18 protein-coding genes and 1 tRNA gene are annotated in these 21962 nt (G+C 55.7%); 7 read left to right on the top strand and 12 right to left on the bottom strand.

Going from position 1 to position 21962, the window contains the following annotated elements; all coding sequences use genetic code 11:
- Positions 1 to 155: 155 nt before the first annotated feature.
- From VLX68_12240 to VLX68_12265, 6 genes are all read right to left on the bottom strand, one after another.
- Positions 156 to 1532, bottom strand: a complete 1377-nt coding sequence (locus VLX68_12240; GenBank protein ID HUI93009.1) for a carboxypeptidase-like regulatory domain-containing protein — start codon at positions 1530 to 1532, stop codon at positions 156 to 158.
- On the bottom strand, positions 1529 to 2380 hold the full coding sequence (locus VLX68_12245) for a TIGR02147 family protein (GenBank protein HUI93010.1): 852 nt from the start codon (positions 2378 to 2380) through the stop codon (positions 1529 to 1531). The genes VLX68_12240 and VLX68_12245 overlap by 4 nt, the downstream gene beginning before the upstream one ends.
- Positions 2381 to 2839: 459 nt before the next feature.
- Complete coding sequence (locus VLX68_12250; GenBank protein HUI93011.1) at positions 2840 to 4297, bottom strand: efflux transporter outer membrane subunit; 1458 nt, start codon at positions 4295 to 4297, stop codon at positions 2840 to 2842.
- A gap of 36 nt (positions 4298 to 4333) precedes the next feature.
- Positions 4334 to 7435 (bottom strand): efflux RND transporter permease subunit, encoded by a 3102-nt coding sequence (locus VLX68_12255; protein ID HUI93012.1) that lies wholly within the window; start codon positions 7433 to 7435, stop codon positions 4334 to 4336.
- Positions 7436 to 7446: 11 nt separating this feature from the next.
- On the bottom strand, positions 7447 to 10539 hold the full coding sequence (locus VLX68_12260; GenBank protein ID HUI93013.1) for an efflux RND transporter permease subunit: 3093 nt from the start codon (positions 10537 to 10539) through the stop codon (positions 7447 to 7449).
- 66 nt (positions 10540 to 10605) lie between these two features.
- A complete protein-coding gene (locus VLX68_12265) occupies positions 10606 to 11826 on the bottom strand; it encodes an MdtA/MuxA family multidrug efflux RND transporter periplasmic adaptor subunit (protein HUI93014.1) in 1221 nt (406 codons plus the stop codon).
- A 488-nt stretch (positions 11827 to 12314) separates the two neighbouring features.
- On the opposite strand from VLX68_12265, the gene VLX68_12270 reads away from it, so the two are divergent.
- The 4 genes from VLX68_12270 to VLX68_12285 all read left to right on the top strand — a co-directional run bounded on the left by VLX68_12270 (position 12315) and on the right by VLX68_12285 (position 15087).
- Positions 12315 to 12388: transfer RNA gene (locus tag VLX68_12270), tRNA-Arg, on the top strand.
- Positions 12389 to 12610: 222 nt separating this feature from the next.
- Positions 12611 to 13837 carry a hypothetical protein gene (locus tag VLX68_12275; protein HUI93015.1) on the top strand — a complete coding sequence of 409 codons (1227 nt, stop codon included), beginning with the start codon at positions 12611 to 12613 and terminating at the stop codon, positions 13835 to 13837.
- A gap of 313 nt (positions 13838 to 14150) precedes the next feature.
- Entirely contained in the window at positions 14151 to 14363 is a 213-nt protein-coding gene (locus VLX68_12280; protein HUI93016.1) for a hypothetical protein, read from the top strand.
- Positions 14364 to 14481: 118 nt separating this feature from the next.
- Positions 14482 to 15087 (top strand): hypothetical protein, encoded by a 606-nt coding sequence (locus VLX68_12285; protein HUI93017.1) that lies wholly within the window; start codon positions 14482 to 14484, stop codon positions 15085 to 15087.
- Positions 15088 to 15109: 22 nt separating this feature from the next.
- On the opposite strand, the gene VLX68_12290 is transcribed toward VLX68_12285, so the two are convergent.
- The 3 genes from VLX68_12290 to VLX68_12300 all read right to left on the bottom strand — a co-directional run bounded on the left by VLX68_12290 (position 15110) and on the right by VLX68_12300 (position 17729).
- Positions 15110 to 15784: a hypothetical protein gene (locus VLX68_12290; GenBank protein HUI93018.1), complete on the bottom strand. Its 675-nt coding sequence runs from the start codon at positions 15782 to 15784 to the stop codon at positions 15110 to 15112.
- A 298-nt stretch (positions 15785 to 16082) separates the two neighbouring features.
- Complete coding sequence (gene galT / locus VLX68_12295; protein ID HUI93019.1) at positions 16083 to 17093, bottom strand: galactose-1-phosphate uridylyltransferase; 1011 nt, start codon at positions 17091 to 17093, stop codon at positions 16083 to 16085.
- A 198-nt stretch (positions 17094 to 17291) separates the two neighbouring features.
- Entirely contained in the window at positions 17292 to 17729 is a 438-nt protein-coding gene (locus tag VLX68_12300) for a hypothetical protein (GenBank protein ID HUI93020.1), read from the bottom strand.
- A gap of 332 nt (positions 17730 to 18061) precedes the next feature.
- Between VLX68_12300 and VLX68_12305 the strand changes: the two genes are divergently transcribed.
- Positions 18062 to 18451 (top strand): hypothetical protein, encoded by a 390-nt coding sequence (locus VLX68_12305; protein HUI93021.1) that lies wholly within the window; start codon positions 18062 to 18064, stop codon positions 18449 to 18451.
- A 118-nt stretch (positions 18452 to 18569) separates the two neighbouring features.
- Here VLX68_12305 and VLX68_12310 read toward each other — a convergent pair whose 3' ends face one another.
- The 3 genes from VLX68_12310 to VLX68_12320 all read right to left on the bottom strand — a co-directional run bounded on the left by VLX68_12310 (position 18570) and on the right by VLX68_12320 (position 20391).
- On the bottom strand, positions 18570 to 18845 hold the full coding sequence (locus VLX68_12310) for a hypothetical protein (GenBank protein HUI93022.1): 276 nt from the start codon (positions 18843 to 18845) through the stop codon (positions 18570 to 18572).
- 29 nt (positions 18846 to 18874) lie between these two features.
- A complete protein-coding gene (locus VLX68_12315) occupies positions 18875 to 19483 on the bottom strand; it encodes a DUF4412 domain-containing protein (protein HUI93023.1) in 609 nt (202 codons plus the stop codon).
- Positions 19484 to 19722: 239 nt separating this feature from the next.
- Positions 19723 to 20391 carry a T9SS type A sorting domain-containing protein gene (locus VLX68_12320; protein HUI93024.1) on the bottom strand — a complete coding sequence of 223 codons (669 nt, stop codon included), beginning with the start codon at positions 20389 to 20391 and terminating at the stop codon, positions 19723 to 19725.
- Positions 20392 to 20519: 128 nt separating this feature from the next.
- Between VLX68_12320 and VLX68_12325 the strand changes: the two genes are divergently transcribed.
- Both VLX68_12325 and VLX68_12330 read left to right on the top strand, forming a co-directional pair.
- Positions 20520 to 21098 carry a hypothetical protein gene (locus tag VLX68_12325; protein ID HUI93025.1) on the top strand — a complete coding sequence of 193 codons (579 nt, stop codon included), beginning with the start codon at positions 20520 to 20522 and terminating at the stop codon, positions 21096 to 21098.
- A 32-nt stretch (positions 21099 to 21130) separates the two neighbouring features.
- Positions 21131 to 21841 carry a hypothetical protein gene (locus VLX68_12330; protein ID HUI93026.1) on the top strand — a complete coding sequence of 237 codons (711 nt, stop codon included), beginning with the start codon at positions 21131 to 21133 and terminating at the stop codon, positions 21839 to 21841.
- Positions 21842 to 21962 lie beyond the last annotated feature (121 nt).

The following is a 21962-nucleotide window of genomic DNA, read 5'->3' on the forward strand; positions in this document are numbered from 1 at the left end:
AATCCATAGCGGAGAAAAACAATCGTATACATATTGTTTACAATATTTCTATATATATCATTTAGTTATACTTACATATAACAATAATTTAGATATTATGTTTACAGTGCGCGCAAAAAAACCGACATTGTTTGAGGAGCGATGCAAAAACGGTTTCACGGCATGGTGTTCCCCGGCGACGTCACCACGATATCGGAGGCGGCGATGCCGAACATATACATGTCGTCCATGTACAATGTGTCGTTTGTCAAGGCAAAGAACGAAATCGACGTTACGCCGCGCGACGCGCCCTGCCACGTGACGCCGCGTGCGGCGGTCTGGGACCCGGGCCTGGCCGCAAGGTCTGCGGATTTCATGGAAATCCGCTGCCACTCGGTCGGTATTGTAAATTCGTAGATGAACTCACCTTCTCCGGACCCGGATCCCACCGTGTCGGTATGGAACACCACCCGGAGCCGGCCCGAGCCTTTTGCGTAAAAGCTGAATTCGGTCATTTTAGAGAGATCATAGTAAACTTCCGGGACGCATATGTCAACCCCGATGCCGCCCGTGGGCGGACTGCCCGCGTTTTGCAGGGTGATGAAGATCCGGAGGCTTTTGCCGCGGAACGCGCCGGCGGTCACCATGCAGCTGTCGAACCCCGTTGGAAACACGGCGGGCGTCACGGTATTTCCGTCGGCGTTCGGACGCACGACCCACCGCCCGTCTCCCGTGCCTCCGGGCGCCGGAATCAATGTGTAAATTTCGTTGTGGGTCACGCCACCGGACAGCGGATTCTCGAAATCCTCGAAGAGCAAAGCGTTGTCCTGCTTTTCCACGGGAACGACGGTAAACGAACCGCTCAGGGAACCTTCATAAAAGGAATCGACCCCCTGCGTTCCCGCCGTTGTCTGTGCAAACTGCACATCGTTGATGTACGATGTATCGCCTGCGCCGGTCAACGGCGGGAGCGTGAGAAAGTCCACCGTTGACCCATGGATAAACGCGACATCGATTGCGGTGCGCGGAACGCTGGTCAGCGTGTAGTTACCGATGGTATCGGGGATAAACGTCCGGCCCATGCCCGGAACGGCAACGATTAAGGATTTCTGATCAGCGGCATTTGCGGCAACGATCCGCCCCCGTACCACCACGTCGGGAGTCAAGGCCAGGTCGGCAACGGCGGATGAGGAATCGTTGACAAGGAGGATTTTCTGCTGAATCGCAGAGCTGCCTGCGGCCGAATCCCTGCAGAAGACCGCGTATTTGCCGGCCTTGACGCTGTCGAAGCTGTAGGAGCCGTCCGATCCTGTTCGAACGGCTTTTAAAACCCTGCTGCTGTCCCCCTTGCCCGTTACGGCAACGGTTCGCAATTGCACCGAAACATTCGAGGCAGCATTGCCGCCGGCGTCAAGGACCACGCCCGCCACCTTGGCATTTCCGCTCACGCTCGATCCCGCAGCCATGGTCGGCGCGCTTCCGCACCCAACGAACAAAAACGCGCAGCACGCGAGCAGGAGACAGGCAATTCTTCCAGGAAATAGACCGCTCATGATTGTTCCTCTATTGTATCATTGGAACCGGGAGAAAACATGAGCGGAAACATCTGGATGTTGATCTGGTACACCCGGTCGCTTGAGTCAAGAGAATCAACGATCTTCACGACCCGGTCGCGAAAAGCCTCGATTTCCGCCTCGATCATCGTATACGCTTCTTTGGTGAGCCCCACCGTGACCCCCGAGGCATGTCGCTCGTGCAAAGGAATATTGTCGAGCGACCGTTCGGCAAGCCGCAGCATGGTCCGGTTGAAATTACGGACCACCATGGATTTGACTTCAGAACGCGTGGTGATGGCCTTGTGGGTCTGTTCGTAGCGACCGTTCCTGAACTTCCGGACGAGTCCGTGACCGACGAGCCATTCCACGGCCCGTTTTGCTTCGTCGGCCGTGATCTCCGGATGCACACAGCGCGCCACCTTCGCCCAGTCGTCCTTGTAATCGTGCTGGCACACGCCTTCGCGCAGAGCGCTGTAATACCATCGGTCGAAATATTCGAAGTGGTCGTCTTCCATCAGGTGCTGGGGTACCTGCTCGGCCATGGAGCGAAGCACGCGGTAATGTTCCTGTTTTTCGAGCGCCGATGAGGCCTGGTTGAACAGCACGAGGTTGCGGAAGAACACCGCTTCCTTTTCCTTGATGCCGAGGCCCTTGATGAATTTTTCGATCGTCTTGCGGCTGAGGTTCCGTTTGCCGTCGATGACCATCTTCAGAAGGATCGGCGCATGGACACCTGCACGGAGGGCGAAGAACCGGTAGGAGAAGTACTTTTTGGTTTTCTTCGCCTCGTTATAAAAATCCTTGAGGTACCGGCGATAGTCGATGTATTCGAAAATAGAGTTCATGCATCATCGCATTGACAAATAAGATTGATCGACAACAATCGTGATCCTGAATACAGACCACTTCCACCCTAGTAAATTATAATGCCAAATCCTTTTGAAATCCACATCATCTTATAAAGAATGTAAACAATTTGTTTACACCTTCTCTGGTATAATTTAGTTGATTATAATGGATAGTTGAAGATCAGGCGGGAAATCTGTTTACAAGCAAATAGAGATGTTAGAAAAGTAATGTCGAGGCAAAACGGGCAACAGCTTTTTTATGTTAGGATGAAGCATGGCTGTCAAGCACAGCGGAATTTTCAGGTGAGGCGCACTTTCAATCGAAAGGATCACACTTGTAATTCCTTTCCAAACACATTTCACCATATGGTCAACTTGAGATCATTTGCAGTAAGAATGCATATTCTTCACCCATGGCGCGGCCATGGCCCAATCGGGATGGAACGCCTGCTGCGGTCAGCGAACCGGTTTGTCCGGTCCGGCCTGATGCGTCTTTGCGTTCCAGCCCCCCCCGAGAGCCTTGATAAGGAGGACGCTTGCCCCAAGCCTGTTACCGAGGATCCCGATGGCCGTTTTCCTGTTCGACAAGTAAATGGTCGACGTGTTGATCACGTCTATGGAACTTGCGATGCCGGCCTTGTACCTGCTGAGGGTGAGCTCCACCGAAAGCCGGGACGCCGAAACCGCGGTGTCCTGGGCGCCGGCTTCGTCCTGAAGAATGCGAAGCGACGAAAGATAATCTTCCACTTCCTCGAAGGCTGAAAGAACCGTCCCGCGATAATTTGCGACTGTTGCCTCGTAGGCGGCGCGCGCGCTCTGCACCTGCGCAAGCCGCTGTCCGCCGTTGAAAATCGTCTGGGTAAGCACGCCGCCGAGCGACCATAAAAGGCCGGGCCCGCTGGACAGGCTCGGCCAGAAGTTCCCTGCGTCTCCGCTCAGGGTGATGCTCGGGAACCAGGCGGTGCGGGCCACGCCGATCTGGGCGTTCGCCGCCGCGACCTCCCGCTCCGCAGCCGCGATGTCGGGCCTCCGTTCGAGGAGCGCCGACGGGACGTCGAGGGGGACGAGCGGCACGCGGCCGACGAACTCGGCGTCCGGCGCAATCGAAAATTGCGATGCGGGAATGCCCAGGAGCGTTGCAACGGCATGCTCGAGCAGTCCCCGCTGAACGCCCAGGTCTATGGCCTGCGCCTGCGCCGTGGCCAGCTGGGTTTTTGCAAGCGCGACGTCCGCCGACGAGGCGATCCCTCCTCCCGCTCGGATATTGGTAAGGTCGAGAAAGCTCCGATAATCGGCCACCGTTGAGTCGAGAAGATGTTTTTGAACGTCCAGGATGCGAAGTGCAAAGTAATCCTGTGCCAGCTGCGCGCGCAGGCTTAGAACCACTGCGGCAAGCTGGGCCGCGGTTGCCTGCGCGCTCGCGCGGCTCGCCTGCACCGATTTTGTAACCTTGCCCCAGATGTCGGGCTCCCACGACACGGTGCCCTCAAGAGTCAAGCCCGAATCCTGGCGGCTGCCCGGCTGCACCTGCTGTTTGAGATACGAGGCCTGGCCGCCGATCACGGGGAAATAACCGGACGCCGCCGACCTCACCAGCGCGCGTGCCTGCCGGTATTGCGCGGCAGCGGCGGCAATGCTCTGGTTGGAAACCGCGAGGCGTGATTCGAACGAGTCGAGCAACGAATCGCCGTAGAGTTCCCACCAGGCGCCCTTGAACACCGTGTCCGCCGGTTCCGCCTTTTTCCAGCCCGCGCCGGGGACCGCGGCTTCACGGAAGGAATCGGGCGTCGTCACCGGAGGCCTGGTGTACCGCGGCCCGGCGCAATTGACGGAAAGGATCGCGGCCGCGAGCAGGATCCGCGCCTTTTCCCATGCGAAACGGTCCGACGCGAAGATCGAGAGATGGTTTTTCATAGTTGAAACGTCTTCCCTTCAAAAAATATGCGTTTGTCAGTGCGCGGCCGACGGAACACCGTTCCTGCGCGCAGACCGCCGGCCGGCCATGCGCTGTTTTAATCCGTCAAGATACAGATAGATAACCGGCGTGGTGAACAGCGTGAGCGCCTGTGAAAAAATGAGCCCGCCTATGATGGCGATGCCGAGCGGCTGGCGCAATTCGTAGCCGGAGCCGTGGCCGAATGCCAGCGGAACGGCGGCGAGGAGCGCCGCCATGGTCGTCATCATGATGGGGCGAAACCGCAGGCAGCTCGCCTGGTAAATTGCCTCCACGGGGCTTTTGCCGTCCCTGCGTTGGGCCTGAATCGCAAAATCGACCATTAATATGCCGTTCTTCTTCACCAGCCCGATAAGAAGCAGGATGCCGATAAGGCTGATGGCCGTGAATTGCGTGCCGGTGATGAGCATGGCGACGAACGCCCCCACGCCGGCCGACGGCAGCGTTGACAGAATGGTAAGCGGATGGAGGTAGCTTTCGTAAAGAACACCGAGCACGATGTACACGGCCAGAAGCGCAATGAGAATAAGAAAGGGCTCGTTTGCCAGGGAGGACTGGAACACCTGCGCGGTGCCCGCGAACCCGGTGCGGATTCCCTCGGGAATCACGTTTTTCTGCATTGCGGTCTTGATTGCCTGTATCCCACCGCCGAGCGACGATTTTTCGGGCAGGTTGAACGACAGTGTCACCGCCGGAAACTGTCCGTGATGGGCCACGGACAGCAGCGTGGGCGAAACGGTGTATTTGGAGAAAGCGCTGAATGGGACCATGGTGCCGGTGGAGCTCTGCACGAAGATCGACCGCAGCGCGTCCGGCCTCTCCCAGAATTGCGGCTCCACTTCCATGATGACGCGATATTGGTTGAGCAGCGTATACAGCACCGACACCGGCCGCTGTCCGAACGCGTCGTACAGGGTCTGGTCGACCTGCGCGGGCCGTATGCCAAGTCTGGACGCGGTTGACCTGTCTATGGTGAGCGTGGTGGACAGTCCCCTGTTCTGCTCGTCGCTCGAGATGTCCACGATTTCCGGAAGCGAGCGGAGCATCCGCTCGATGCGGGGCGCCCAGTCGTTAAGCAGGGACAAGTTGTCGCCGGTGAGGGTGAACTGGTACTGGCCTCCGCTCATCCTGCCGCCCACGCGCAAATCTTGCGCCGATTGCAGGAACGTCTGCGCGCCCGCCACGGCGCCGAGCCGCTTGCGAAGCCCCGCGATCACCTGGTCCGCGTCGTATTTCCTCTTGTCAAACGGCTTGAGCGAGATGAACATCCTGCCGGAATTCACGGTCTGGCCGCCGCCGGCGAACGCCACGAAATTGTCGATGGATGAATCGGACCCGATGATGTTCGCGATCGCCTGCATCTTCGCCTTCATGGCCTGGAACGAGATGTCCTGGGCGGCCAGGACGCTTCCCATGATCCTTCCCGTATCCTGCTGCGGGAAAAAACCCTTCGGCACGGCGCGGAACAGCACCACGGTGCACACGAGCGTGAGGACGGTGAGGCCGAGCATCAGCCTGCGGTGCCGGAGCCCGGCCTGCAGCCAGCGGCCGTAGCCCCTTTGGAGCCAAGCAAAGGCCCGCTCTAGAACCCCGCCGATTCCCCGTGCGCCGCCGGCCCGGTGCCGCCTGAGGATGGTTGCGCACATCATGGGCGTCGCCGTAAGCGAAATCACCATCGAAACCAGAATCGCAACCGCCAGCGTTATTGAAAATTCCCGAAACAGCCTGCCCATGATGCCGCCCATCAAAAGGATGGGGATGAACACCGCCACCAGCGAGATGCTCATTGACAGAACAGTAAAGCCGACCTCCCGGGCGCCTTCGAGCGCCGCCTGAAGCGGCGGCATGCCGGTCTCACGATGCCGGCTGATGTTTTCGAGCACCACGATGGCGTCGTCGACCACGAACCCGGTGGCGATGGTGAGCGCCATGAGCGACAGGTTGTCGATGCTGTAGCCCAACAAGTACATGACGCCGAACGTCCCGATGAGCGAGACGGGAACGGCGATGGTGGGGATCAGCGCTGCGCGCACGTTCGCAAGGAAGGCGAACACCACAAGGATCACCAGTATCCCGGACAACAGCAGGGTCTTCTGCACCTCGCGGAGCGACGCGCGGATGGTGATGCTGCGGTCCATGATGGTGGACACCTTGACGCCGCCCGGCATGTCGGCCTCGATCTGTGGCAGCACCTTCTTGACATTGTCTATGGTCTCGATGATGTTGGCGCCGGGCTGCTTGAACACAATCACCGGGATGCCGGGCTTGCCGTTGATGAGCCCCAGATTGCGCAGGTCCTGCACCGAGTCCTTTACAGACGCGACATCGGCGAGCGTTACCGGCGTTCCGTTGTGGTTGGCAACCACGAGCGGCCGGTAGTCCTCTGCAACGAAGATCTGGTCGTTGGCGCCCACCTGCCACAGCCGCTCGTCGTCCTGGAGCCTGCCCTTGGGACGGTTGACATTTGCGGAGGCTATGGCGGCGCGCACCTGGTCAAACCCGATACCGTAGCCGGCCAGCGCGTCGGGGTTGAGGTCGACGCGGACCGCCGGGAGCGAGGCGCCTCCGACCATGGCCTGGCCCACCCCATCAACCTGGGACAATTTCTGCGCCATGATCGTGGACGCCGCATCGTAGAGCTTTGACGGCAGCAGGTCCCGCGAGGTGAGACCCAAAATAAGGATCGGCGCGTCCGCGGGGTTTACTTTCCGGTAACTCGGATTGGACAGCAGCGTGGAAGGCAGGTCTGCCCGGGCCGCGTTGATCGCGGCCTGCACGTCGCGTGCCGCGCCGTCGATGTCGCGGCCGAGATCGAACTGCAGGGTGACATTGCTGGAGCCAAGGTAGCTTGTTGACGTCATTTCGTTGACACCCGCGATGCTTCCCAGCCGCCGCTCGAGCGGCGTGGCCACCGACGACGCCATGATCTCAGGACTGGCGCCCGGAAGCGACGCGGACACCGAGATCGTCGGGTAATCAACGTTAGGAAGCGGGGCCACGGGAAGGGCCCGAAGCGCCACCAGGCCCGCGAACGCCACGCCGATGGTGAGGAGCGAGGTGCCTATCGGCCGCTTGATAAATGGTGCCGAAATGTTCATGGCACGCCCCGCTATCCGCTGCGGCCCGAGGCCGGCTTCTTGGTAAGGCTGTGTTGCAGCCTGGCGAACCACAGGTAAATCACCGGCGTGGTGTACAGTGTGAGCGCCTGGGAGAAGATGAGGCCGCCGATAATGGAAATGCCCAGCGGACGGCGAAGCTCCGAGCCAACGCCGCCGCCGAACGCCAGCGGTACTGCCGCGAACAGAGCGGCGAGCGTGGTCATCATGATGGGCCTGAAGCGCAGCAGGCTCGCCTGATAGATCGCCTCCCGCGGAGGCTTTCCCTCCTCCCGCTCCGCCTGCAGGGCGAAGTCGACCATCATGATGCCGTTCTTCTTGACGATGCCGATGAGCAGGATTATGCCGATAAGCGCGATGATGCTGAATTCCATGCGGAAGAGCAGAAGTGCCCCCAGCGCGCCCACGCCGGCCGATGGAAGTGTGGACAGGATCGTAACCGGGTGGACGTAACTCTCGTACAGTACTCCCAGCACGATATACACGGTGATGAGCGCGGCCAGGATCAGAAAAAACTCATTTGTCAATGACGACTGCAACGCCTCGGCCGTTCCCTGGAAGGTGGCGTAAATCGACGGCGGCAGCCCGATCTTTTTGGCCTCGGCCAGCACAATCTTTATCGCCTTGCCCAGCGAAACACCCGGGGCGAGGTTGAAGGACACCAGCGACGCCGGGAACTGGCCCTGGCGGCCCACGGTAAGAACGCTTGTCGTGTCGGTCACGCGGGAGATCGCGCCGAGCGGCACGCGGCCGTTTGTCGCGCTTCGTAAGTAAAGGTCGCGAAGCAGGTCCGGGTTCTTACCGAACTCCGGCTTTACTTCCAGGATCACGCGGTACTGGGACAACTGGGTGAAAATCGTGGATATCATGCGCTGGCCGTAGGCATCGTATAGGGCGTTGTCCACGTCCATTGCCGTGAGGCCGAGGCGGGCGGCCGTGGGCCGGTCGATGGAAAGCCGCGCCTGCAGGCCGTGCAGCTGCTGGTCGCTCGACACGTCCGCCAGTTCGGGCCTTGTCGAAAGGTCCTCCACCAGCCGCTGCGTCCACAGGCCCAGCTCGCCGGCGTCCGGGTCTTCGAGGCTGTACTGGTACAGGCTCTTGCTGACGCTGCTCTCTATTGTCAAGTCCTGCACCGGCAGCATGAACAGCCGGATGCCGGGAATGCCGCGCGTCTCGCTGACCAGCCTGCGAATCACTTCCGTGGCGTCGACTTTGCGTTTGCCCTCGGGCTTCAGGTTGATGAGCAGCCTGCCCGCGTTAAGCGTCTGGTTCGTGCCATCCACACCGATGAAGGAAGACAGGCTTTGAACCGCGGAATCGGAAAGCACGGCGCGGGCAAGCGTTCGTTGCAGCGACGCCATTGCGGGAAAGGACACGCTTTGCGAGGCCTCGGTGAATCCGGCGACCATGCCCGTGTCTTGAACGGGGAAAAAACCCTTGGGGATCACGAAGAAGAGCAGCACCGTAACCGCCAGCGTACCCACGGCGACAAGAAGCATGGGGCCTTGCCTATCCAACACCCATCGGAGCGAATTTCCGTACCCAGCGATGATATTGTCGAAAACCCGCTGCGAGCTTTTGTAAACGGGATTCTGCTCTTGCTCGGGCCTGCGGCGCAAAAGGAGCGCGCACATCATGGGAGTGAGGGTGAGAGAGACGATTGCCGATATGAGAATGGTTACGCCCAGGGTGATGGAAAACTCACGGAAAAGCCTTCCCACCACGTCGCCCATGAAAAGAAGCGGAATCAGCACGGCGATAAGCGAAATCGTAAGCGATATGATGGTGAAGGCGATCTGCTTCGATCCCTTGAGCGCCGCATCAATCGGCGAATATCCTTCCTCGATAAAGCGGGAGATGTTTTCGATCATCACGATCGCGTCGTCAACCACGAAGCCCGCCGAAATGGCGAGCGCCATGAGCGTGAGATTGTTGAGCGAAAACCCGAGCAGGTACATGATGCCGAACGTGCCGACCAGCGAGAGCGGAACCGCCAGCCCGGGAATGAGCGTGCCTGCCGACGTGCGCAGAAACACGAAAATCACCGCAACCACCAGGAAACACGCCAGTATCAGCTCGACTTCCACGTCGTGGACCGAGGCGCGTATGGTGACCGTACGGTCGCTCAGGATTTCCGCCTTCACGCCCGGCGGCAGCATGGTCTGCAATTGCGGCAGCACCTGCTTGATCCTGTCGACCACCGCGATCACGTTGGAGCCAGGCTGGCGCTGGATGTTGAGCACCACTGACGGCGTGTCGTCCTTCCAAGCGGAAAGCTGCGAGTTTTCCACATCGTCAACCACGTCGGCCACATCGGACACGCGTACCGGAGAGCCATTGCGGAATGCGATGATAAGCGGCTTGTACTGATCGCTGGACGAAAGCTGATCGTTTGCGCCGATAGTGGACGCCTGGTGCGGGCCGTCGAAGCTGCCCTTGGCCGCGTCGACGTTCTGCGCCGATACGGCCGTGCGCAGGTCCTCCAGCGTAAGGTTGTACGAGGCCAGCGCCGTCGGGTTCACCTGTATTCTTACGGCGGGCCTGCGTCCGCCGCCCACGGTGACCAGCCCCACGCCGGGAACTTCGGAAATTTTTGGCGCGAGCCTCGTCTCGGCCGCGTCCTCCACCTGCGCCAGCGGCAGGGTCGTGGAGGTGAGCGCCACGGTCATCACCGGCGCGTCCGCCGGGTTCACCTTGGAGTACACCGGCGGCGTGGGCAGGTCGGTGGGCAAAAAGGTTGTCGCCGCGTTGATCGCGGCCTGGACTTCCTGTTCCGCAACGTCAAGCGTCTGCTTCAGGTCGAACTGCAGGGTGATCACCGATGCACCGCCCGAGCTTGCCGAGGTCATGCGGCGCAGGCCCGCCATCTGGCCGAACTGCCGCTCCAGCGGGGCGGTCACGGTGGTGGCCAGTACCTCGGGCGACGCGCCCGGATACAGCGTGAGTACCTGCATGGTGGGATAGTCCACCTGCGGCAGGGCGGACAAGGGCAATTGTTTGAACGCAAAGAGTCCGGCCAGAAAGATCGCGGCCATGATGAGCGAGGTGGCTATGGGACGGACAATGAAAATTCTTGAGGGGTTCATCGTTTGCTTTTCTTTCGGGTGCTCATGCCTTTACATAAGATAACAGGCCGGTCAATTGATCAAAGTTCAATGAGGTTCCTGCCGCCGGCCGTGCTTGCGATCCGATGCACCGGCGGCGCGCGCGACGGCACGGGAGGTGTCCGGCATCAGCACTTTTGCGCCCTCGTGCAACCGGTCGGCTCCCTCTACAACCGCAAGGTCTCCCGCGCTGACGCCAGTATCGATGGCCGTCAGGTCGCCTTCGGACGGCCCGACCGCAACCTGCTGGACCGAAACCGAACGGTCCGGACGGACGAGATACACGAACGTCCCCTGCGGCCCCTTCTGCACGGCCGCCTGCGGAACTATCACCGTTTTCTCCTGAACATCCAGCAGCATATGCGCATTCACAAACTGGCCGGGGAACAACTGGTTGTCCTGGTTCGCAAACTCCGCCTTGCACCGCACCGTTCCCGTCGACGGGTCGATCTCGTTATCCATGGAGACGAGTCTCCCCTGCGCCAGTTGCGTCTTCTCGCTACGGTCAAAGGCTTTTACTTCCGGAAAACCGTTTGACCTGATCTTCGCCAGCAGGCGCTGGACATTGTCTTCGGGAATGGAAAACACCACGCTGATCGGCTGCAACTGGGTGATCACCACGATGCCGTTTGGATCAGCGGCGTGGACGATGTTTCCGGGGTCAACCAGGCGCAGCCCAGCCTTGCCCGAGGCAGGGGCCGTGATCCTGCAATACGAAAGCTGGACCCGTGCGTTGGCAAGGATGCCGCTGTCGAGCGTAACGGTGCCTTCGTACTGCTGCACGAGCGCCTGCTGCGTGGCGAGCTGCTGTTCCGGGATTGCGTTCTGTTTTATCAAGTCCACGTACCGGCTCAGGTCTATCCTGGCGTTTGCCAGGAGGGCGCGATCGCGGGCCAATTGCCCAACGGCCTGTGTGACCTGCGCTTCAAACGGTCGTGGGTCGATCACGGCGAGAAGATCTCCTTTGCGAATGGCTTGGCCCTCCCGGAAGAGCACCTGCACCAGCTCGCCGTCGACCCTGGTCTTCACCGTGACGGTCTGCAGCGGCGTGACCGAGCCCATGCCGGTGATATATACGTGGATGTCGCCAACATAGGCCTTTGAGGCGACAACGGGTACCGCCTGCTGCGGGCCGCCGGCGCCGGCTTTCCAGGCACCGTGGCCGCCGGTTTGCTCCTGTTGCGCCTGTCGGCCGCAGAAAAACAGCGTGCACAATCCGGCCACGCCGAACGCTTCGGCAAGGCGAAGCGCTTTACGCAACCGAATCATGATTGAGCAGTTGTTGAGTGGGTGTGAAGCGGTGATATGCCGACAACCCATAGGCCTGTGTTTAACCATCATGATACCTGCTTATCGAAAAAGTTTAAGGAAGCGGGCATTTAAGGGAATCTTCAATAAGATATTTGGCCGATTAATATCTAAAAATGTTACAAAACCCAGAAAAATATTTAGATAGGTATATGGTGAACATACTTAATGAGCGCGCAAATACCGCGCCAGCGGAACAATAATAAATAGGAAAAAGCCGCGTCATGGCTGTTCAATATCTGCAAGAGCAGCTTGAGCACGGAGCAATTTTCCAGCCCCCTACGCCCGCATCACGGCGTAAAGGAAAATTGTGGTGGGTCGCAGAAATTATCTTTTCCTTAAAAAGGATATCCGCATAAACGAGTTCAAGGGCTGATTCTCATAATGTAGTTCACCTCATGGTCAACTTGAGATCAATTGCAGTATGAATGTATATTTTTACTCATTATGCGGCCATAGCTCAATTGGATAGAGCTTCTGACTACGGATCAGAAGGTTGGGGGTTCAAGTCCCTCTGGCCGTGCTAAAAAAAGCCTCAAAAAGCGCCAATATTACGCGGATTGGGGCTTTTTTATTTCTTCTTCCTCTATATCCTCCATACGCTCAGTCAGTGCGAACCGCATTGGGGATTTATGCGGAATTATTGTCAATCGCAAAGAAAGCATGCTTTACTAAGAGGTACCTGCCGCAATGAAAGATGAAAGCGCGGTTCGTTTTGTGCCGATTAAAAATAGGAGTCATGCAGATGACTGATCGATTATCAAAAAGACGACATCGGTTCTTCGCTCCCCTCGTGATTCTGTTTTTTATTCCGGTTCTATTGTTTGCTCAAGTAACGTGGACGCAGAGACCGAACGTGTTCTCCGGAAACTTCTATCCTGAAATCTGCTGGGCAGGCGACAAGCTGATCGTTGTCACCGGCGGCGGAACGATTTACACTTCGTCCGACGCGACCCAATGGACCAGCAGGACTTCCGGGACATCCAAAAAATTGAACCGCGTTGCGTGGACTGGAACCCAGACGATTGCTGTGGGCGACAGCGGTATCATCCTTACCTCACCAACCGGTATCGACTGGACCATTCAGAATTCCGGGACCAAGCGGAATTTGCATTGCGTTTTACAAGCGGGAAATCAACTGGTGGCCGTTGGCGACAGCGGCACTATCCTGACTTCACCTGATGGAACAGTATGGGCAAGCCAAACATCTAATACCGTGCAAACGATTTATGGCTGTGCGTGGACCGGGACGCAAATTGTGGTTGTCGGTGATGGAACCATTCTCACTTCACCTAATGGCGTCGACTGGACCTCGCATGACAGTATCTTCGCGGTTCACAACAGCGATTATAGAAAGGATGTGTTTAGTTTGTGGGACGTTGTTTGGACGGGAACTCGCCTTGTGGCGGTGGGCTCAAATTCCGCACATGTAACATCCCAAAACGGCATTGACTGGACACGTCAGCCTGTTGGCGCAGGTGATTCGGTAACCACCGAGGCAATTATCTGGAGCGGAAAAATCGTGGTCGGGGTGGACAACCCCGGTATCATTAGTTCTCCGGACGGCATTTGGTGGACGACCCAGAACATGCGGTCGCCCTATACCATGAACAGCGTTGCGTGGACCGGAACACTGTTCATCGCACTTTCGATCAGTGGTGAAGTTTATGTTTCCCCTTTCGATTCCTCCGCCGCCCCGGTTCGAAACGAAACTCGATGTCGCCGCGATCATTCTTTTACGCTGTCAAACGACGCATCTTCCCTCGATGCATATTTTCCCTCTTCAATGATGGATGTCCCGGGATGCTTTTCAATCTACACTCTTGAGGGCAAATTGATAATGAGGCAGACCATTACCTTGACATCAGCGCATCATGAATGGGACATAAGCCATATTCCTGAAGGGGCGTATTTCTTTTCGGTTTATCAAAACAACACCAACAACATAAAAATTTTTGAAAGATTACGGTAGTAGGTTGGGGGTCCAAGTCCCTCTGGCCTTACCACTAAAAAGCTCCGTATACCGTGCAATGTGCGCGGGGAGCTTTTTTATTTTTGGCCCCGCCGCAGCGGCTCATATACCCCTTTTTCGCGAGCATTTTACATTTGGGACAGAAAGCCTTTGAAAAAGCCGCGCGTCCATTTCGAAGGATGGCGGTGTCACCATCACTTTCAAGCACGCACACCCGTTTGATTTAAAGTATTTTTAAAGCGATGCCGGTTACGTTGATGGTAATCGCCGGCAACATGCATAGAGGGACAACGTTAACGTTGAAAGGAAATGCATGGAAAAGAAAGCTTCCGGTAAAGAGATGAACGATGCGGTTTTGGCGGAAATCAACGAGATTGAGAAGTTCAAATGGTATCTCGGTGAGCGTATCGGTCACGACCCTCTTATAGGTCGTTCCATGGATGACATCTGCAGAGAGTGGATTGAAAAACACGCTGAGGCTTTCCGCAAAAATTGGGAGGAAATAAAAAAGAACCAGTGTTCTTGACGCTTCGCCGGCTTGTCGCAGTTTTTGTCGTTTTCCTGTCCTTGCGCTTCCCGCGAGACAATCCAGTTATCCTCAAACTTTTATCTCGTTTTTTCGTTTTCTATAGGAGCGTGCGCGTATGAAACCTCTCAACCTCATCATACTTGGATTTCTCCTCGTGATTGCAGGTTGTAGCCTTGGGCCTGTTCAAGAGATCGCCAAAGCAAAAGCTGCTGTTACCGCGGCCAAGGCCGCCGGAGCGGAGAAATATTTTTCTCAGGAATTTAAATCAATACAAGACTCTCTCGATGCCGTTCTTACTGACGCTGCAAAACTGAACCTGGTCAATCCTCTGGTCCGATCCTATAAAAAGATCAAGGCGCGTCTTGCAACCGTTGCGGCAGACGCAGAAAGGCTTGCACAGAAAGCGGATCGTGAAAAAGCCGAGGTCCGGAAAGAAGTCAATGCGGATCTGGAAAAACTGGACTCCGCCATTACGGCGACGAAGGAACTGATGCAGTTGGCGCCGAAAGAAGGAAAAAAATTGAAGACGTTGCTTGAAACAAAGGCAAAGGAAATCGAAGCGACGGTAAAGAAAGAAACCGAGATTCAGAGCCTAAAGAATAACGGCGAATTTTTGAAAGCCCGTCAAGCAGCGGAATCTGCAGTTTCCGCAATTGGAAAAGTTCAGGACGAAATTACTTCAGCGATCGAAAATGCCGTGCCAACGGAAAAAAAGAAGTGATTGTCAGCCGGGCCGTAACGGTTTAGTAATATCTTCTTCCATGCACCCGATGCACCATGATCCCCCTGATGATAAACGAAGCCGTAAGACCAAATTCCAAACCATTACCAAAATAAGAAACATCCTGGTAGGATGGCTCCACTTTCGTTGCCGCTTCGCCGATGTAGCGCAAGGCAAAATCCAGCCCAAAGGTAAAACCGCCGGGCGTGTTAAAATTAATACCGGTTACCGCGCCAGCTGAAAAATCAAGTGAGAAAATCCCGGTGCCGTATCCATCCGACTCGTCAAGGTAATGAAAGCCTAATTGCGGTCCAATCCACCATCGGAGACCGGGCACTCTAACGATGGCAAAGCCGAAGTCATTTATCCAATTCAACCTGAAGCCGTCAAAATGATAGGCGATATTATCCGTCGCATCCTGCACATTGTCAATTATCCCGTCGGCACCGAGATTAAGCCGGTAATTGAAAATTGAATTGCCTTCCAATGCATTATCGAAGACAAAGCCTCCTCCCATGCGGATCCTGGCATAGGAAAGATCCGGAAATGAGAGTTCGCTGTTAAAAACGCCTTCTCCAAATCCAAGAGAACCATAGAAGCCGTATCCAGCGGCCTTGACATCAGACAATGGTAAGAGGATCAAGCAAATAACAGCGGCGGCGCCTGGCAGAAATCTATGAGAGTCCATCTTAGCCATTCTCCTGTTTGCGGCTTTGTAAAGAGACTTAGTATATGGTTGACCGGTATCCGGTTCTTGTGAAACTGAGATTCTATGGCAGCACCATTGTTGGTCGAACCCTTTAAGATAAAGAAACCCCATCACCGCGTCTTTATCCTGCTCAAATAAAAATACTTATAGGTATCGGGTCATGTCCAAATTGAGAGAGGTAGTAAGGTTGGGGATCATGAATTTCACACATCATGATTTTCGTCTCTAAAAACCGACATCCGCCAGATCAAAGCTCTCCCGTGCAGTGTCATCGGCGCGGCGGAGATTAACCGTCGTCACCGGCGGGAGAAACTTCCCGCAGGAATTTTGCGCTTGCCTCCGGCAAAGCCGTATTGACGAAAATGCCGCTGCCGAGTTCGAACCCGGCCGTCCGGATCACCTTGGGGATGATGGCCAGATACCAGTGAAAATACTCGCTCTGGTGTTCGTCGGTGGGGACCGAGCGGATGCAATAGTTGAAATCGGGATTGCCCAAGCCGTGGTACAACTTCGCGAGTACGGTCTTGAGATTGAGCGCCAGGTCGTCGATCTCCTGGTCTGAAATATCGTCGAACGAGGAGGTGTGGCGTCTGGGAAACAGCCACAGATGGAAGGGCGACAGTGCCGCGAAGGGAACGAACGCCACAAAATGGTTGCTCTCGTGGACGATCCGCTCCTTGGCCGCCAGTTCCAATCTGAGCATATTGCAGAAGACGCATTCACCGGTATTGTCCAGAAAGTGAATGGCGTCCTGAATGCGGTCGCGCACCTGCGAAGGGACAATGGGCGTTGCCACCAGCTGGGAATGGGGATGTTCCAAGGAGGCGCCGGCCGCTTCCCCATGGTTCTTGAAGATGATGATGCATTCGATGCGCGGATCTTTGCGGATCTCCCTGTAGCGGCTCCGGTACGCCCGGAGTATGTCGGCCACCTCGTTCTGGCTCATGAGCGCGATGGTCAGGTTGTGAGCCGGGTGTTCGATAATCACCTCATGGATGCCCACGCCGCTCACGGTGCGGTAGATACCGTTCACGCTGCGGACCCGATCGCCTTCGCTGACCAGGGTCGGGTACCGGTTGGGGACCACCCGCACCTTCCAGCCGTTGTCATCGCTGTGGCGGTAGGTCTCACCGGGCGTATTTTTTTCCTCGTTCCCGGTGCAGAACGGGCAATCGGGCACGTGGGACGCCGGCGTTTTTTTAACGCTGGGCTTGAGGAAATGGTCCGGACGCTTGGCGCGCTCCGTGGCGATGATCACCCATTCGCGGCTGATCAGATTTTGGCGTATCTCCGACATTCCGTTGACCTCTTTTGAAAACAGCAGCACCATTGAAAATATATAGATGGTCCATGAAATGAAATCTGTTTTAACGCATACGCCGCCGGCAAAAAAGTGATATACGAGCAAAAAAATTAATGCGGCAAAGAAAAACCGCCCCGGGTTTCCTCGGGGCGGCAAAAAACCAAGTCCCTGCGTCAAACAACGCGGAGAAAATCACTTTGCAGCGGGAGCGGCGGCAGGCTCCGCTGCGGGAGCCGCGGCCGGGGCCGCTTCCGTTTTCTTCTCGGCCTTTCCGGCTTTAGGAGCGGCCGGGGCTGCGGCTTTTTCAACGATCCTGGTGGCCACTTTCTTGCCGTCCACCGTTTTGCAGGTTACCGTCACCTTCGCATCGGCCTTGAGATCGCCAAGGGGAATTTCTTTTTTCCCGCTCAACACCTTCGCACCGGTCTCAACACTCAACGTGTCTTCGGCCTTCTTGACTTTAACGATAATCGAGTTGGCGATGGCGTCGACGGAAACAACCGTTCCCGCGATCGAAGATTCTTTTTTTGCGCCATTGGCCGCCTTTGCCGGAGCCGGAGCCGCCGCTTCACCGGCAAAAAGCAAGCTGGCACATGCTATCAGGGCAATCAACATTTTCGCGATATTCATACAACCCTCCCTATAGTTAAAGTGAAAGGTACGTGGTTTTATAAAACCAAAATTCTCAATATGCAAACCGCCTGCCATTTAAAAAATTAACCAAGGACAACTCCAATCGCCTGTAATTTTGAGAGTTGCGCTGAAGAAACAAAATAAGCGGATTTTGTTTTTTAAGGGCAATAACCCAAAGAGTGCATGGCATATACCAAAACGTCAACCTTCTTCCCCACAGTATCCATACGCGCTGTACATTTGAGGCCGTAAAAGCCGGCCGTTGTGGTTTGCCATGGCTGCTGGAAAGCGGTATATTCTCGGAGAAAGCAATCGGAGGCGCCGAATATATGAAATCGCCGGTCACGTTTTTTATCGGTCTTTTTGTGCTGGTACTGTGCGCCGTTCAATTCGCTCTCAGCTTGGACCCCGTAAGAATTATTGGAGTTGCGGTTGGGGCTTTCTTTCTTATTTTCGGGTGGTTTATTGGATGGACGCGAAGCAGGACGTTTACCCTTGTTCTCGGGCATGCCGCGGTCGCAATAGGATGCCTGGTGGTGGCGTATGCCATTTATCAACTGCCTTCGGTGAGAACCGCGCCGAACCTGCTCAACGTATTGGACCTTCCTTTATTTTGGGGACTGCTGACCATGTTCGGCGGATATTGCATGATAACCCACGGTTATTGCAATTGCTGCATCCGACAAAATGAATCAAAGGACAAGAAGATGGCCGGTTAGGTTCGGGGCCCGAGTCCCTCCGGCAAAGTCAAAAAAAAAGCCCTTCTTGATTTACGAGATCAGGAAGGGCTTGCGTATTGTCCTCTCATTGCTCAACGGCAAAATTGAACCCTCGCTGTCATGTTTTTTGTTCCAGAGTAACATTCCATTCCCTGATGGTTACTTTCCCCACCATTTTTTCAACGACAAAAGGATCAGTTTTGACAAATTCTTCGGCGCTTTCTTTGTCTGTAAAAATCCCCATTGATCCTTCCTGCGGATTTTTAAACGTGCCGATTGCCATTATCTTTCCTTTTGCGAAATACTCATCCACCTGTTTTTTATGGCGAGGATATGCTTCCCAGACCCGGTCCATGGTCACATCACCCAATTCATAAAAAACAACGGCTCTCATGGAACCTCCAAAACTTTCCGCTGCACCGTTTACTTTGCCGCCGGTACTATTCCCTTCATCATGTCGCCGATCCCCGCGGGCATTTCGAATTTTGTATAGCCGGGCGGAATCTCGAAGACCGAGTCCGCCGGAGCGCCTTCTTTTATGTTTTTAAGCTCGCTGGACGATTCCACCTTCCCGCCGCGCCTTGTCTCCGACTTCACCGCGAACATGAGCTTTTTTGAAATCCACTGCGTGACTTCGCCGAGCGATTTGTCCTTGAAAACGCAGAGGGTCTTTTCGCACGGATAGCCGTTGACGGTCTCCTCGCCGAGTTTCTTGATTTCCGCGACGTCTTCCGACTTCTCCTTTATCGTGGGAACGTCCTTCGCCGACACGCCGGCCATCTCCATGTATTGATTCTTCTCCATGAGCGTCCACGTGACGCCCTTGTCAAAACGCATGATGATGACGGTCGTCGCGCCCTTTTTGTTTTTTTTCTCAACGCGCATGCGGTCCCTGTTCACCGAAATCTTCTGCGAATCCGGCTTTCCCTTCACGATCTGGATCATGTCGGCGGTGAATTGGCCCACGAACGGTTTTTCCTGGGCGACTATCAGGGCCGGAAGCGCCAGCACCATCACGGCTCTACGAATCATAATAAGGCTCCTTTGAAAAGGTGGATACCGCAGATGAAAATAATTTTTATTATGACGAAGGAAAAATAACATAAACAGGAATCGATTACGGCCCCCAGCATGGGCACTTCCCGGGGAAATCTCGCATCGTCAAATGAAACGGAAGCGGGGCGATTGGCTTGCCCGCTCGCCCCGCATTTTGCTTCGGTTGATTCGCGCTTTTTCCGAAGTTTTGTTCTTTACGGATAAAATGGCCCGCCTTATCTGAACATTATTTTGGTTATGATCCTCTCGCCGCCGTTTTGTATCTCAAGGAGATAGGGTCCGGAGGGCAGTTCCGGCGCCTCCATGATGATTTTCCGGCCTGTAAATCCTGCTTTCCTGAGCAGATTTCCTTGCAGGTCATACAATGCCGCCCGGGTTTTTTCCAAACCATCCCGCGTGTCCATGATTGAAATTTTTCCGCCGGTACGGGCAACGATGAAATGACTGGTTCGCGCATTCAGGTCTTTGTTTCGCACCGCCGTCACCGGTATCATCAGGCTGTCGGCGGGGCTGAACAGGCCAAGGTTCCTGCTGCAGCTCACGTGCCAGTACCACATCCCGGCCGAAAGACCGACCCCTGCCTGGTACGCCGTGTCGTTTACCGGCACGGAATAGCATCCCGTGAAGGCGCTGTTGTCGGCAAATTCGATCTTGTATGATGTCGCGCCCGTGACAGGATGCCAGACGAACAATGGTTTTGATGTCGAGACCTGGGCGCCGTTGAAGCGGTTTTCATGCGTCCCCCTATTTTCGGACGGTAATGGTGATGTTACCTCATAATAATACATACTCTTTATTTTAAAGACAAGATTGAAGAAGAAAAAGTGTTTTCTGGCCGAAACATCATCGCCTGATGCGCCATGCCGATTTGTGACGGCCGTCACACCTGTTCTTTTCACGCTCAATTATATTGAAATTAAAAAAACGTAGTACCCGGCGCGAATATTTATCCGCGTCAAATAACGCCCGATTATTTATTTTGATTCATGGACTCAACCCCCAAGAGGCATTCATGAAACAGTTTGTTTTCGCCCTGCTGCTTTTCTGCCCGCTTGCTTTCGCCCAGGCCCCCTGCGACGATCCGCGGTACCTGGAGCTCAAAAAAAAACCGCTCGACGCCATGAGTAAGCGGGAGTTCGAGTATTTCATGCTCAAGGAGAAATTCTGCTTGGAGGACGCCGCGAAAACCGGCGCAAAGCTGTGCACGCTCGTGGTGGTCATCGATTCGGCGGTGATTGACGGAAAAGAAAAGGAGATGCGCGTGTTCGTCGACGACGTGGAGATGGGCCCCGTGTCGCGGAGCAACAGCATCGCGGTCACGCCGGGCATCCACCGGATAAGCCTGTTCTCCCTCACCGACATCGACGATTACGAAAAAAAGATCAACCGGCGGATCCTCACCAACGAGGACAAGAATTACAACTACGGCATCGGCGTGATGGAGGCCAAGCTCAAGCAGATGAAGAACACGGTGAAGGCGATCAACGCGGCGGGCAAGAGCATGGTGATCCATTACCGCTTCTTCTGCGACACCGGGAAAACCGGCAAATGCAACGATGACGGATGGTCGCTGATACCGGAACTGAATTGATTGCGGATTGAAAACAAAAAATGGGCGATGCAATGAAAATGAAGTTACTGCCCTTTGTATATCTGTCTGGCACGGCCATGATATTGCTTTGCCTGTGCGTGTCGCCGCTTAACGATGTCGACATCGACGATTTCAGCCTCATCGGCGCGAACATGAGCATCAGCAAGTATTTCGGCAGCGCCTCGCCGGCGTGGGAGACCGTGCACGTCTCGGTATACGATAAAAATTACGCAAGCGTCAAGATCAAGAACGGCGGCGTGTCGGTCAACGGCACCGCCATGGGGTACGACAGTTCCGCCCTGTACCTCTGCTATACCGAGGACAACCTCGCCATTGTCAAGAACACCGGCTATCAGTTCGTGATCACCCTTTCCAACGGCGCCCAATGCACCTCGAGCGTGCGCACGCCCGCTGCGGAGTTCGGCGCCGCCACCGCGCCCGCCTCGTTCCGTTTGGGCCAGGGGGCCACGGTCACCTGGACCGACGTGGCGCAGGGCTCGCCCGTCGCCGTCAAGCTCTCCATCGAATCAACAAAAGATTCCGCAAACCACATCGTGATTGACGACGCCGGCGTGCCCGATTCGGGCAGGTTTGTGGTACCGCCGATCGCCGACACCACGCTTGCGGGCAGCGCCACGCTCGAGCTCACCCGCTCGGCAGCGGGCACGGTGTCCTCCAAGCTCCGCAGCGGGTCCATTGGTGTGACGTATATGTTTTCGGTAAAGATGACCGCGACGAAATGAGGATCATCGCGGTATCCTCCAATATTTTTTTTAGATTGAATTAAATTAAGAAATCTCCCGTCATTATTCATTTCTGTGTTTATATTTGTACTTTATAAAAAAGATATCCTTTTCCCCCCAA

The organism is Chitinivibrionales bacterium, from assembly GCA_035516255.1.
Classification (GTDB): Bacteria; Fibrobacterota; Chitinivibrionia; order Chitinivibrionales; family FEN-1185; genus FEN-1185.